The organism is Acinetobacter halobius, assembly GCF_044130335.1.
Classification (GTDB): domain Bacteria; phylum Pseudomonadota; class Gammaproteobacteria; order Pseudomonadales; family Moraxellaceae; genus Acinetobacter.
The window spans coordinates 23786-36472 of record NZ_JBIQOD010000008.1 but is presented as its reverse complement, the minus strand read 5'-3'; the positions used below and the strand labels follow the sequence as shown (position 1 = coordinate 36472).

Annotated in this window: 14 protein-coding genes; 9 read left to right on the top strand and 5 right to left on the bottom strand. The window is 37.4% G+C overall.

Features of this window, described 5'->3' with window-relative positions; genetic code table 11:
• Positions 1–457: 457 nt before the first annotated feature.
• The 5 genes from ACE01U_RS08720 to ACE01U_RS08700 all read left to right on the top strand — a co-directional run bounded on the left by ACE01U_RS08720 (position 458) and on the right by ACE01U_RS08700 (position 5121).
• Positions 458–1219: a thermostable hemolysin gene (locus ACE01U_RS08720; protein ID WP_395579220.1), complete on the top strand. Its 762-nt coding sequence runs from the start codon at positions 458–460 to the stop codon at positions 1217–1219.
• Positions 1216–2718: an AMP-binding protein gene (locus ACE01U_RS08715; RefSeq protein WP_395579219.1), complete on the top strand. Its 1503-nt coding sequence runs from the start codon at positions 1216–1218 to the stop codon at positions 2716–2718. The genes ACE01U_RS08720 and ACE01U_RS08715 overlap by 4 nt, the downstream gene beginning before the upstream one ends.
• Before the next feature lie 96 nt (positions 2719–2814).
• Positions 2815–3693: a TauD/TfdA family dioxygenase gene (locus ACE01U_RS08710; protein ID WP_395579218.1), complete on the top strand. Its 879-nt coding sequence runs from the start codon at positions 2815–2817 to the stop codon at positions 3691–3693.
• A 37-nt stretch (positions 3694–3730) separates the two neighbouring features.
• A complete protein-coding gene (locus tag ACE01U_RS08705) occupies positions 3731–4555 on the top strand; it encodes an SDR family oxidoreductase (RefSeq protein WP_395579217.1) in 825 nt (274 codons plus the stop codon).
• Positions 4556–4611: 56 nt separating this feature from the next.
• On the top strand, positions 4612–5121 hold the full coding sequence (locus ACE01U_RS08700; protein ID WP_395579216.1) for a cytochrome b: 510 nt from the start codon (positions 4612–4614) through the stop codon (positions 5119–5121).
• 284 nt (positions 5122–5405) lie between these two features.
• Here ACE01U_RS08700 and ACE01U_RS08695 read toward each other — a convergent pair whose 3' ends face one another.
• Together ACE01U_RS08695 and ACE01U_RS08690 are read right to left on the bottom strand one after the other, a co-directional pair.
• Positions 5406–5744: a DUF6616 family protein gene (locus ACE01U_RS08695; RefSeq protein WP_395579215.1), complete on the bottom strand. Its 339-nt coding sequence runs from the start codon at positions 5742–5744 to the stop codon at positions 5406–5408.
• Positions 5745–5746: 2 nt separating this feature from the next.
• Complete coding sequence (locus ACE01U_RS08690) at positions 5747–6238, bottom strand: MarR family winged helix-turn-helix transcriptional regulator (RefSeq protein WP_395579214.1); 492 nt, start codon at positions 6236–6238, stop codon at positions 5747–5749.
• Positions 6239–6587: 349 nt separating this feature from the next.
• Between ACE01U_RS08690 and ACE01U_RS08685 the strand changes: the two genes are divergently transcribed.
• From ACE01U_RS08685 to ACE01U_RS08670, 4 genes are all read left to right on the top strand, one after another.
• Positions 6588–7595: an NAD-dependent epimerase/dehydratase family protein gene (locus ACE01U_RS08685; RefSeq protein ID WP_395579213.1), complete on the top strand. Its 1008-nt coding sequence runs from the start codon at positions 6588–6590 to the stop codon at positions 7593–7595.
• 111 nt (positions 7596–7706) lie between these two features.
• The gene (fumC, locus tag ACE01U_RS08680) at positions 7707–9101 is read left to right on the top strand and encodes a class II fumarate hydratase (RefSeq protein ID WP_395579212.1); all 1395 of its coding nucleotides are present in this window, start codon (positions 7707–7709) and stop codon (positions 9099–9101) included.
• A gap of 106 nt (positions 9102–9207) precedes the next feature.
• The gene (locus ACE01U_RS08675) at positions 9208–9699 is read left to right on the top strand and encodes a hypothetical protein (RefSeq protein ID WP_119063919.1); all 492 of its coding nucleotides are present in this window, start codon (positions 9208–9210) and stop codon (positions 9697–9699) included.
• Between the two features lie 224 nt (positions 9700–9923).
• The gene (locus ACE01U_RS08670) at positions 9924–10526 is read left to right on the top strand and encodes a nitroreductase family protein (protein WP_395579211.1); all 603 of its coding nucleotides are present in this window, start codon (positions 9924–9926) and stop codon (positions 10524–10526) included.
• A 71-nt stretch (positions 10527–10597) separates the two neighbouring features.
• On the opposite strand, the gene ACE01U_RS08665 is transcribed toward ACE01U_RS08670, so the two are convergent.
• The 3 genes from ACE01U_RS08665 to trmA all read right to left on the bottom strand — a co-directional run bounded on the left by ACE01U_RS08665 (position 10598) and on the right by trmA (position 12606).
• The gene (locus ACE01U_RS08665; RefSeq protein ID WP_151706622.1) at positions 10598–10846 is read right to left on the bottom strand and encodes a hypothetical protein; all 249 of its coding nucleotides are present in this window, start codon (positions 10844–10846) and stop codon (positions 10598–10600) included.
• 209 nt (positions 10847–11055) lie between these two features.
• Positions 11056–11280, bottom strand: coding sequence for a hypothetical protein (locus tag ACE01U_RS08660; protein ID WP_151706623.1), 225 nt, complete (start codon positions 11278–11280; stop codon positions 11056–11058).
• 243 nt (positions 11281–11523) lie between these two features.
• Positions 11524–12606 carry a tRNA (uridine(54)-C5)-methyltransferase TrmA gene (trmA, locus tag ACE01U_RS08655; protein ID WP_395579210.1) on the bottom strand — a complete coding sequence of 361 codons (1083 nt, stop codon included), beginning with the start codon at positions 12604–12606 and terminating at the stop codon, positions 11524–11526.
• Positions 12607–12687 lie beyond the last annotated feature (81 nt).

Sequence of the window (12687 nt, the reverse complement as noted above, 5' to 3'; positions counted from 1 at the left end):
CCGTATTTCTGCTGATTTTTTAGTTTACCGTCCCCAACACTGGAATCATTCTCGGTCCAGCCTGTCTAGCCTTACCAATAATTTCCACCAGCTCATCATAAGTCAGCTCAAACTTATCCTCACTGTCAAAGAAATAAACTAATTTTTGTCTTTAAAGTTATTTGACCTGAAGGATTAGAAAGTATGATTTTTTTCCTTAACTTTCAAAATCACTATTTTAACTATTAATTTTTACTGAGTATAACTACAGAATCTAAAAGATAATAATTTTCAATTATATTTATTATTTGGATTTTATTTTTGAATTTCTATACAGTGGTCATATTAATAAAATGTATAATTTTAAATATTTGTTTTTAAAATTAAAATTTTATTATTTACAAATAAAATTAAATGGATTAAGGATTTTTTAAGGTTTAAAACTTATTTTTATTTAATCTATTTAAGGGGGATGATTATGACTATATTCATCTTTGAGCAACAGCCTTCAACTAAATTAAATGATTATGACTATCATTCATTGTATCAAAAAAATACGAAACACTTAAAAAATGTGAAGGCTGAAAATTTACCAGATTTATATAAGATTTCGGCACTTCAAAAGAAAATACAACTAAGTGTACATGAGGCTGGGGTAGTAGATCACTTTGAGCGAAAAGAGATCGAAGAATACATTAGCTTGAAATATCAAGAAAAACACAATGCAACATTAACGCATTTTTCTTCAACCTTGTTCGTAGGTATGTATGAAGATCAGACACAGGTTGCTATTGGTATAGAACAACTCAAGACACATAAAGCATTTTTAGAACAATATTTAGAACAGCCAATTGAACAAAGTCTGCAAAATATGACTCAACGAGATGTATCGAGATCAAAGATTGTTGAGATCGGAAATCTGGCATCAGAAAATATGGAATACGCAAAAATGATCGTAGCTTTCCTCGTGTTCTATTTAAGCTTGGAAGGCGTTGAGTGGGCTGTTTGTACGGGTACCATTGCTGTGAGGTATGTATTACAGCAAATGGGCTTACATTTCCATGTTTTGGAAAAAGCCAATCCAGATGTACTTGGAGAGGCGAAAAAACAGTGGGGTAACTATTATGAACAAAAGCCATTGGTACTTGCGATCAATGTAGCTGAATCCCTATCTGTGACGCAAAAAAATTATGACTTTAATGTCGGAAAAATAACAAAAACAGGTGGGTTCTTGCTATGAAAACTCTTTTTGACACAATCCGTCACCATGCAGTGTGCAATCCAGATTTGGAAGCCATCATCACAGATTCAACTATAGTTACGTATAAAGAGCTAAATGATGTTGTAGATCAACTGTACAAAGAACTTTTTACACTCAATACTCAAAAACTTGCCATTTGGGGGATGAATAGTATTGATTGGATTTATATCGATTTGGCTGCTAAAAAGGCACAAATTACGATTATTCCAATACCATTATTCTTCAGTCCCAATCAAATTTTGCATCTCATTCAGGACAGCGCTGTTGATACCATTTTTATTGGATCTAACAAGATTGAAGCACTTGAAGTTGAAATGATGGAGTTTGAATGGCTTGAGACATTGTATGCTCAAAAACGGATTCATCACGATTTACAGGCGAAAAATGCTTCAGGCCGGTTTGTCAGTTTGAAAGTGGAACTTTCTGCGCAATTTGATCATGCAGGACCATCTAAAATCACGTATACCTCAGGCAGTACAGGCACGCCAAAAGGTGTTTGCTTGGGCGAAGATACCATTCAATCAATAACTGAGTCATTGAGTCATGCTTTAGTTTCGAGCAACTTAGGACGCCATCTGTGCCTAATTCCATTTGCAACATTATTGGAAAATATTGCAGGAATTTACGTGGCATTCAATATGGGGCGTTCAGTTGTGGTTGGTAATGTTAGCACGTTTGGCTTAGTCTCAAATCATGAGTTTAAGGTGGATAGGTTTGCTCATGCGGTGCAGAGCTACCAAATTGAAAGTGTGATTTTACTGCCGCAGATGTTAAAGGCAATGGTGGAGTACATTCATGAATTTGGAGCTACGGCTTTTAAAAGTCTTAAGTTTATTGCTGTAGGTGGTGGCAAGGTTTCATCGGACTTACTGATGCAGTCAGAACAATTACACTTACCTGTATATGAGGGATATGGACTTTCAGAATGTGCTTCCGTCGTTAGTCTCAACCTGCCGAATGCTAGAAAAATTGGTAGCGTAGGAAAGCCATTGCCTCATGTAAAAGTCAAAATTTCTGATCAGGGTGAGGTCGTGGTTCGAGGCAATGCTATGCAGGGTTATTTAAACGATGCCTCTATAGATCCATTAATTCATACGGGAGATGCAGGCTTTTTTGATGATGAGGGCTTTCTATTTATAACTGGTCGAATCAAACAAATTATTGTCAGTAGTCTTGGCCGAAATATTTCACCAGAGTGGGTGGAGTCAAATGGCTCAACAGAACCCGAAATCAACCAAATCGCTATTTTTGGTGAAGCACAACCTTATTTGTCTGCAGTTATTTACGCTAAAGAAGACGTCAGTGACAGTATGTTGGAACATGCTATTCATAAAGCGAACAGCCGTATGCCTGATTATGCACAGATTAAGCAATGGTGTAGATCGAAAGAGCCTTTCTCTTTAAGTAATCAGATGCTTACAGACAATGGCAAACTTCGACGAATTGAAATCCAAAAACAGTTTGAACTCTATTTATGATGGCTGTGCTTAATCTACACATAGAGCTTTTTGAATCGAAGAAGAACGATTCTGATGAACATGAAAGACCACTTCAAAATATAGGGAGTAAAGAATATGAGTATTAAACAAATAATCTTTGAGCTAGATCATAACCATAGACATCATCATACAAACCATGCAGTGATCAAAAATACTTTACGTGAACAAGGTTGGATACTTTTAAGAGGTGAGTCTTATGATGTTCAGCGTTTCAGCCAGTTGATGTCCAAATTGTGCAAAAATCTGACTTATGATCCTGCACGTGAAAATATCACTCAACAATCGCAGAAAGTAGACGCGGGAACACAAGCGGTTGGCTTGCATATTGAAAATGGAACGACACCATTACCACCAGATATCATTGCTTTTTTTAGCCAAACCAGTGCAACTTTGGGGTCACAAACAACGGTTTGTGATGGGCATGCCGTATGGAAAAGCTTACCAGAACAATTGAAACAAAAGTTTACTGCTCCGATGACGATTAGCCGATATCTACCGAAACAGATTTGGCAGAAATATGTGGCGAGTGCTTTCAATATTGAGAATGCGGAAATAGTCACATGGGAGGATTTGAACAAGTTTATTAAAGCAATACCTGGGCAATCAATTAGCCCAGCGAAAGAAGATGGAGTGGAATATCACTTAGTAATGCCTATGATTCGTCAAGATAACTTAAAAGGTGTCCCTGCATTTGCCAATACTTTATTGGGACCTTCCTATAATTATGAAAAACCGAAATTTAGTTTTGCTGACGGAAGTCTGATCAGCGAAAATTTGCTTGGGGAGCTTTCAATCCTTTGTGAAAAACATACGTATGAAATTGATTGGCAAGATGGTGATGTTGCAATTATCGACAATAAGAGATTTATGCATGGTCGCCGTGAAATTTTAGTACCTTTGGAGCTTCGCAAGCTTTATATCAGTATGGGTTTAGGCCTGAGTGATACTTTTTAATCTTTCTTGATTCAACAATTATAGTGAGTATATATCTATGTCAAATTTAACAGCGGTAATTGTCGGAGCCACGGGCGGGATTGGAAAAGCGATTGTTGAGAATTTGTGCACCCATAACGTGAATGTAATTTTGGTTGCGCGTAATGTTGAATCTTTACAGCAAATGCAGAAGCAATTAAGTGGACAGTTTCCTCTATTGAAATTAAGTAATCTTTGTTGTGATCTGAGTGATGCTATAAGTCGGGAGGAATTTATTCAGGCATTAGCACAGCAAAATGTGACCATTAACTATTATATTAACAATGCAGGGATTAATGATTTCTCATTATTTAGTCATCAGTCAGCCGAAGCAATAGAGCAAATGATGCTAATTAATGTAGTTTATCCATTAGAGCTGATTCAGAAAATTATTCCTTTTATGTCAAAAGATGCACCAAGCCAAATTATTAATATGGGTTCGACTTTTGGCAGTATAGGCTATCCTGGTTATGTGAGTTATTGTGCAAGCAAGTTTGCTTTGCGTGGCGCAACAGAAGCCCTATCCAGAGAATATTCAAACTCACCTATTCGGTTTAAATATTTTTCTCCGCGGGCAACGGATACAGCAATGAATAGTCCCGTTGTCGTAGAAATGAATGCCAAACTGGGTGTGAAAATGGATAGTCCTGAGTTTGTTGCAGAAGAGCTTTACAGGTTCTTACAAACTGACAAACTCTACTATCAAGTCGGGTATCCTGAAAAAATATTTGTGAAAGTGAATCAGATTTTACCAAATATTGTTTCAAATTCAATTGAGAAAGATATTGAAAAAATACAAAATTTCGCTCAGTTAAATCATGCTAAACCCAATTCTACTTTATGATGAATATGGGTGTTTTGCTCTTAATTTGATTAAAATATCAGAATAAGGAAAGCTCTATGATTGTATCAACTAAAAAATTTCCTCATTTGGTAATATTGACCCACTGGATAACATTACTCTTTGTCCTTGTTGCATATTTCACAAGCCAAAGTCCAATAGAGGATCGATGGCTTGGGCAGACCCATGTTATTGCGGGTAGTTTGGTTTTTATCTTTTTCTTCATCCGCATTTTTTTATACATGAGGTTTAAGGCCCAGTTTCCTGAAGTTTCATTTAAGTCTGAAATACAGAAAAAGGCTTTTCAGTTGATGAAATTATGCCTATATATCTGTTTATTTACTGTCCCTTTTTTGGGGTGGTTTACATTGGCTTCAACACAGGCATCTTTCAGTTTATTGGGTATGGATCTGCCACAAGTGCTTTTTTCTAGTAATGCTGATCTTGGTGATATTCATCCTATTATTGCAAATATTTTTATTACATTGATTGGGTTGCATGCTTTGGCCGCACTAATTCATCACTTGATATTGAAAGATGATGTTTTAAAGAGTATGAGGTTGAAATAGAACCTATTCAAAACCACTCACATCTAGAAATAAATTTGTCATTATTAGCTCCCTAGCTTGTGGGGGTTAATTACAAATTTGATTATAAAGATGATAATGAAGTAAATATTAATGATAAGTTTTTGGATGTCTGTATGACGTATTCAAGAAAAACTTAGCCTCTACAATCATTTAAACAGTAGAGGCTTCTTATAATTCATAGTAAAAGTTGGATTTTTTCAAGAAATATTTTACTAATGTTTACTTTGAATTCTTTCTGTAGGTTGAATACCCTGAATAAAAAATCAAATGTTGGCTAGTGCTTCAAGATGTTCATTAAAGCTAGATTCCACTCCAACAGCATTTACATGGTCAAAGTACTTATACCAACCACTCGCTTTGATACCTTCAAGTAGGGCAGTACAAACTTCTTGATTTGGAAAGTGCCAAACAGCTAAAAATTGATGGTCGCTGCTTTGATCAATTTTAGAGTCAATTTGAGTGAGTGTTAGCGCTTTAACTCCAGCATCAGACAGTCCAGCCATTGCAGCCCCAACATTATTTAAATAATTTTTGCGCTCATCAAATGATAAGGCTTTCCAAGCTGAATTTGGGGTATAAAGCTCGACAAGGTAGTAATTCATGGTTATTCCTTATTGGTGAGGTTGTTTGAGACTTTTTTTAATAACTGGGTAAATTGTTCGCGTTCTTCAAAAGAAAGATTGCCGAATAAGCCAGAGATCCAGCGACTATGTTGATCAAAAACCGCTTTAGCTACTATCTTTCCTTTTGATGTGAGTTGTATTTTTAAAGCCCGACGATCCTCTGTGTCCGCTTGTCGCTCTATTAACCCTTCACGTTCTAGGCCATCAAGCAAGCCTGTTACTGTTGCGCGGGTGATTCCAGCTTGTTCTGCAAGAATTTTAGGGGCTATTCCTTCACCAGCTGCTTCAAGTAAAAATAGAAGAATAAACCTTCCTTCGGATAGACCATGAATAGATAGTTGATTTGCGCAATCACGATCTATACTGGATGCAAGTGAAAGAGTCATAAAACAAAGTTGTATTCCGTCGATATCAGGTAATTTTCGCTTTTTTGCTTCACCCAAAAGTGCTTTGTATTTTTGATCAAGGTTCATTTGATTAGTTGCAATATAGTAAGTTAACTAACTATATAAAAAGAGAAAAATATTGTCAATTCAATTGCAGAGTCTTTGAAAAAATCATGTAGTAATATTTGGAGCTACACAATTCCTTCAATCAGCATTTTCTTTTTCATAAACAATATACAGTTCATAGCCACAACTGTAACACACGCAATATTCCGAACCTATAATATGGTGGTATAGTGCTCTTGAAGATTAGCCGACTCAGGAGACTTTTTGAGTCGGTTTTTTGATTTTTAGTATCTGTGGATAAGTCATTAGAAACACCAAAAATACACCAATAAAGTGCAAGCTTCTGATTATTAAAGGGAGTATCTATACAATGATTTTAGTGACTGGTGGTTTAGGCTTTATAGGCTCACATATTGCTTTGAGCTTTATGGCGCATGGGCAAGAGGTCATTATTGTAGACAATTTATCCAATGCGAATTTACAAACTCTTGAACGATTAGAATTTATTAGTGGCATGTACGTGCCTTTTGTCAAAATTGATATCCGAAATACGCCTGCTTTGAACAAAGTTTTTGAGCAGTATTCCATTGATGCAGTGGTACATGCCGCAAGCTTTAAATCGCTTGAAGAGTCTGTGTTGAAGCCTTTGGAATATTATAATGACAATGTTAGTTGTATTATGAGTTTACTGCGTGCTATGCAACGCACAGGTGTTCGAACTTTGGTGCATCTTTCCAGTCTTGCAGTTTATGGTGAGTCGAGTCTACATCTAGAAGAAGACTTGGAACTGAATTTCGGCTACCCAAACCCGTATATCAAGTCGCAACAAATGGTCGAAGAAATTATTCGAGATACAGCAAAAACAGATAATGAATGGAAAATTGCCATTTTAAGAATGGGCAATGTCGCAGGCGCATTTGAAAATGCAATGCTCGGAGAGCTGTTTCCGCCTTTACCGAAAAATATTATCCCACTGTTGATGCAAGTCGCTGCAAAACAGCGTGATCATATTGAACTGAGAAAAAAAGCACAAACAGCAGACCATACGGTTGAACGTAGTTTTTTACATATTTTGGATGCGTGTGATGCGATTGCTGCTTCGTTACAATGGTTAAGCAATCAACAGTTTGCTTGTGAAGCGTTTAATATCGCAGGCCAAAGTGTGTCGATACAGCAGTTGGTTGAAACAGTGGAAAGTGTGACGCAAAGTGATATTGCTACAGTCGATATAGTTGATTCGAACATCGTGGAATTAGATCAGGTCGCATCCGAATGTAGTAAAGCAAAAAATGTTTTACATTGGGAAGCGAAGCGCAGTTTACAACAAACCCTTGAGGATGGATGGCGTTTCTATCGACAAAGTTTAGAGGGTCTTTAATTAATTTACTGATAACAATTATCATTTACATGCTTTTACTTAATCATTAAGATAAGGAAAACAAGCGCAAAATAATCATTTTGCAATTCACTTAAAAAGGAAGAGGTTAAAATGCAAACACGTATTGAACACGACACGATGGGCGAAGTTGAAGTACCGAGCGAAGCACTTTGGGGTGCCCAAACTCAGCGTAGTTTGCAAAACTTTAAAATTGGCAGTGAACGTCTACCGCGACCAATGATTCGTGCTATGGGCTTAGTGAAAAAAGCAGCAGCGCAGACCAATGCTGAACTTAACCAAATTCCACAAGAATTGGCGCAATACATCGTTGGCGCTGCGGATGAAGTGATTGCAGGGCAGTGGGATAGTCAGTTTCCTTTGGTAGTATGGCAAACTGGTTCAGGCACGCAAAGTAACATGAACTGTAATGAAGTAATTGCGAATATCGCCAATCAGAAACTCGGCAATCCTTTAGGCGCACAAAAACCTGTACACCCGAACGATCACGTGAACCGTGCTCAGTCAACCAATGACTCATTTCCAACGGCGATTCATGTTGCAGCAAGTATTCAGATCAATGAATTACTGATTCCTGCGGTTACCCAGCTTCGAGATACTTTAGATGCAAAGTCTCAAGCATTTGCTGACATCGTCAAAATTGGGCGAACTCATTTACAAGATGCAACACCATTAACGTTGGGCCAAGAGTTTAGCGGTTATGTTTCTCAGCTCGATCATGGCTTGAAGCGTTTACAACAGGCACTCTCAGGTTTGTATGAGCTGCCTTTAGGTGGAACGGCTGTGGGTACAGGGCTGAATGCACATCCTGATTATGCGGAAAAATCGGCGGAGCAACTGGCACAGTTGACCGGACTACCTTTTGTGACTGCGCCAAATAAATTTGAAGCATTGGCTGGGCGCGATGCAGCCGTGTTTGCCTCAGGTGCATTAAAAACGCTTGCGGTAAGCTTGAATAAGATTGCCAATGACATTCGCTGGTTGGCTAGTGGCCCGCGTTGTGGTTTTGGTGAATTACGTATTCCAGAAAATGAACCAGGTTCAAGTATTATGCCGGGGAAAGTGAACCCGACTCAAAGTGAAGCGATGACTATGGTGGTGGCTCAAGTCTTGGGCAATGACACCACGATTAATGTTGCGGGCGCATCGGGTAACTTTGAATTGAATGTGTTCATGCCTGTGATTGCGTTTAATTTGTTGCAGTCGATTCAGCTTTTGGGTGACGCATGTAATAGCTTCAATGATCACTGTGCAGTGGGCATTGAGCCGAACCGTGAAAAAATTGACCACTTCTTACATGACTCATTGATGTTAGTTACGGCTTTAAATCCAGTGATTGGCTATGAAAATGCAGCGAAAGTTGCCAAAACAGCTTATAAAGAAGGCAAAACACTAAAACAAGTGGCTGTAGAGTTGAACTTAGTCACTGCTGAGCAGTTTGATGAAGTGGTCCGTCCAGAACAAATGATTTCACCAAATGTAAAATAAATTTTCTTCAATTGCTCAATGAAAGAGCAAATGAACATCAGCAGTTTTTATCTTTGGGCGAAGTCGGTACAATGGTCGACTAAAGATAAACTGCTGATGAGTTACCATGCTTGATATTTATTTGACAGATGTTCAGAAAAACGTGCAATTTAACGATTATCCGGGTGAGCATCCTGTTAAATTTGTTTTAAATTTCAAAAAGATTTTCCCAAGTGTTATGGAATTATTGCTTCCTGTTCTACCTGAAAATGAAAATCTTGAAGAAATGACATGGGAATCAACCACGGCTGACTTTGAACTTTTCAAACTGTTATTGAGTGGTTGGGGCGTGATTGAGTTACGCTTAAACGCGATTAAGCAGTTTAAAGATAAAGATTTTGCAGATGCTCTAGTGAAACGTGCACAACAAAAGCGCAAAGACTTTGCCAAAACACAGCAACAGTTGAAAACGGTTGAACTTGATTATTTATTTATGCATGAAATACATGCGTTAATTGATGCAGAACTAGTTGAATTGGGTGAAAAATTCTATTTACCTGTGCTACGGGACTTATGGAAAAATAAAATTCCCACTCAAGTCTTAGAAGCCAAATTCTAAACAAATTTAAAATCCTCCATTTGGAGGATTTTTTATATGGATAGCAGAACTATGTATTTGTGGTAAACACAAAGCATTTAAACTACATCTAAAGCATTAAATTTTATTATTTGGTCAAATATTGGAATTAATTTTGCTTGATACATTAGGTCATCATTCATGGCAGACTAATGTTTAAATTTGCTATGAATTTTTTTTGAATAGAACCACAAGGATTTTAATACATGTCAAATCAGTTCATCGACTTAATTACAAAACGTCGTACTATTTATGCTATTGGTAAAAAAGTTGAGCACAGTTCTGAATTTTTAACTGATTTGATCCAAACAGCTATTAAACAAAGCCCATCATCTTTTAACTCGCAGTCATCTCGAGCTGTGATTTTGTTCAATGCGGAGCATGAAAAATTCTGGACTTTTGTGGCTGAAAAACTGAAGTCTTATGCTAAAGACGAAGAAAGTGCAGCTAAAACAACCGCTAAAATGGCTAGTTTTGCAGCAGGTGTGGGAACAGTTTTATTTTTTGAAGATCTAGATGTCATTCAGAGCTTACAAGAGCAATTTCCATCTTATGCTGAGAACTTTCCTATTTGGGCAGAGCACTCTACAGCTATGGCTCAGTTTTCAACGTGGACTGCGTTACATACCTTGGGTCTAGGTGCATCTTTACAACATTATAATCCAATTGTGGATGAAGAAGTCCATGCTGAATGGAGTGTGCCTGCCAGTTGGAAATTACGCGCACAATTAGTCTTTGGTTCAGTTGAGGGTGAAGCTAAAGAAAAAGGCTTTGTGGACGATGCGGTGCGCTTCAAGGTATTTAAATAATGAATCAAAAAGCCGTATTCAAATAATACGGCTTTTTTTCTATGTCATTTTCTTTTTAGCAATAGAGCGGATTACTGACCAACCAAGCCTAAAAGTGAATTTTGAGTACTACACATCCGCGTTGCTTCTTCTTCGTTCATTGTTTTGATTTCCTCTTCAAATTTCTTCTTTTGTTCTTTGAGTTGTTCTTCAGCTAAACCCATTTGTTTTCCAAGTTTTTCCATCTTTTCCCATGACTCAATACAGGCCTTCGGCATTTTGCTGCACGCGGTCAAAGACAAAAGGATGATACTTGCACTAATCATGAGTAATTTTTTCATTGCTTAAACCTTTAATTTTGAAACATTATTGATTTTTATATTGAGCCTGTAAGGTAGCAAAAATTTAAGGCTTTGTGTGATTTTTAGTCGCAAAAGTGAATTGTTTTGCACTTGTTCAATCTTCTTAGGGGGGGAGTTATATGTGTCGGCATTAAAAAAGGCATTCAGATTAATCTAAATGCCTTCTTGGTGAATATTCAGAAACTCTACTATTGTAGAGGTCGATGCTGAAGTTCATTTAACTCCCTACGGCTATAGCCACGCGAAGCCAAAACTTTTTTAATACCAACAATCACATCTTCATCCGTTGCTACTTTCAGCTTTTCGAGAAGTTGTTCGTTGGTTTTACAAGAGCAGTCATTTTCAACACAAGCAATTTGATTTTTATGCTCGTTTTGCTGTTCATCTGAAAACAGCTTTTGCCAAAAACTCATAGACACTTCATTAACAACCTAACATAGGGTGAAATATAACCAATCTAGAGAATAATGCAAGATGGGCAAAGAGATAAAAGCAACAATCAGTATCCAAAAATTCCGATTATAGTTTCATAAGTTAACGTTATTATGACAGGGAAAACTCTTGTATTTTATGTAAATTACTATTTTCTAAGAATAAATAAAAATGAAGCCTGTGACAGCTTCATTTTTGAAGTTGCATATTTTGCAACAAATTGTTTAGATTTTTTCGAGCAGAATTCCTGCTTCAACATGATGCGTATACGGGAACTGGTCAAACATCGCAAACTTTGAAATTTTATGGGTTTGGCTGAGTGTTTTTAAGTTGTCATACAAGGTGTCAGGGTTACACGAAATATAAATGATGCGCTCAAAACGTTGAATCAACTTTAATGTTTCATCATCAATACCCGCACGCGGTGGGTCAACAAACACAGTATCGAACTCATAACTACTCATGTCGATATTTGCTTCTTGTAAGCGACGGAATTCACGTTCACCGTTATAAGCTTGGGTGAAGTCTTCTGCTGACAAGCGTGCGACTTGGATATTGTCGATTTTATTTTGTTCGATATTCCACTGTGCGGCATACACTGAGGACTTAGCCAGTTCAGTGGCTAAGACACGGTTGAAACGGGTTGAAAGCGGTAGGGTGAAGTTACCATTGCCACAGTAAAGTTCTAACAAATCTTTGTGCGACTGTTGTGCAGCATTACAGGCCCATTCGAGCATTTTTTGGCAGACTTGCGCATTGGGCTGAGTAAAACTGCTTTCAATTTGTTTGTACTGATATTTACGCTCAAAAACTTGCAGTTCTTCCACCACAAATTCATCAGTAAGTACCACTTTTTGACCACGGCTACGACCAATCAACTTAATATTTAATTTTTCTGCGAGTTGCTTAGCTAAAACCTGCCATTGTTCATTGAGTGGGCAGCGATAAATCAGCGAAACCAGCATTTCACCTTTTAAGGTCGCTAAAAAATGCACTTCAAATAAGCGTTTTGAGAGGAGATCATTGCTTTTTAATTCTGCCAATAAAACAGGCATGAGCTGATTAATACTGGCATCCGCGATTGGGAAGTCATCAATACGAATGACTTTTTTCTGATTGTCTTCATCGCGTTCAAACATGGCATAAAACATATCATCTTCGGTATGCCAAATACGGAATTCTGCACGCATGCGAAAGTTTTTTTCAGAAGATTGAAAAACTTCAAGCGAAGGTGGGGTGAATTCAGCAAATTGAGCTGTAATTCGTTCAATTTTGGCGTCAAGTTGTTGTTGATAAGAAGAAGTCATATGCAGTAAAAATCGCAAACATATTGAAAAAAGAGATGGTAACAAAGTTTGCCGAATTAGCCTAAAGATATTCAGCAAAAG

Bases quoted from the DNA above. Each gene is read 5' to 3' on its own strand.
- ACE01U_RS08720 (WP_395579220.1), top strand. From the start codon at position 458: ATGACTATATTCATCTTTGAGCAACAGCCTTCAACTAAATTAAATGAT.
- ACE01U_RS08715 (WP_395579219.1), top strand. From the start codon at position 1,216: ATGAAAACTCTTTTTGACACAATCCGTCACCATGCAGTGTGCAATCCA.
- ACE01U_RS08710 (WP_395579218.1), top strand. From the start codon at position 2,815: ATGAGTATTAAACAAATAATCTTTGAGCTAGATCATAACCATAGACAT.
- ACE01U_RS08705 (WP_395579217.1), top strand. From the start codon at position 3,731: ATGTCAAATTTAACAGCGGTAATTGTCGGAGCCACGGGCGGGATTGGA.
- ACE01U_RS08700 (WP_395579216.1), top strand. From the start codon at position 4,612: ATGATTGTATCAACTAAAAAATTTCCTCATTTGGTAATATTGACCCAC.
- ACE01U_RS08695 (WP_395579215.1), bottom strand. From the start codon at position 5,744: ATGAATTACTACCTTGTCGAGCTTTATACCCCAAATTCAGCTTGGAAA.
- ACE01U_RS08690 (WP_395579214.1), bottom strand. From the start codon at position 6,238: ATGAACCTTGATCAAAAATACAAAGCACTTTTGGGTGAAGCAAAAAAG.
- ACE01U_RS08685 (WP_395579213.1), top strand. From the start codon at position 6,588: ATGATTTTAGTGACTGGTGGTTTAGGCTTTATAGGCTCACATATTGCT.
- fumC (WP_395579212.1), top strand. From the start codon at position 7,707: ATGCAAACACGTATTGAACACGACACGATGGGCGAAGTTGAAGTACCG.
- ACE01U_RS08675 (WP_119063919.1), top strand. From the start codon at position 9,208: ATGCTTGATATTTATTTGACAGATGTTCAGAAAAACGTGCAATTTAAC.
- ACE01U_RS08670 (WP_395579211.1), top strand. From the start codon at position 9,924: ATGTCAAATCAGTTCATCGACTTAATTACAAAACGTCGTACTATTTAT.
- ACE01U_RS08665 (WP_151706622.1), bottom strand. From the start codon at position 10,846: ATGAAAAAATTACTCATGATTAGTGCAAGTATCATCCTTTTGTCTTTG.
- ACE01U_RS08660 (WP_151706623.1), bottom strand. From the start codon at position 11,280: ATGAGTTTTTGGCAAAAGCTGTTTTCAGATGAACAGCAAAACGAGCAT.
- trmA (WP_395579210.1), bottom strand. From the start codon at position 12,606: ATGACTTCTTCTTATCAACAACAACTTGACGCCAAAATTGAACGAATT.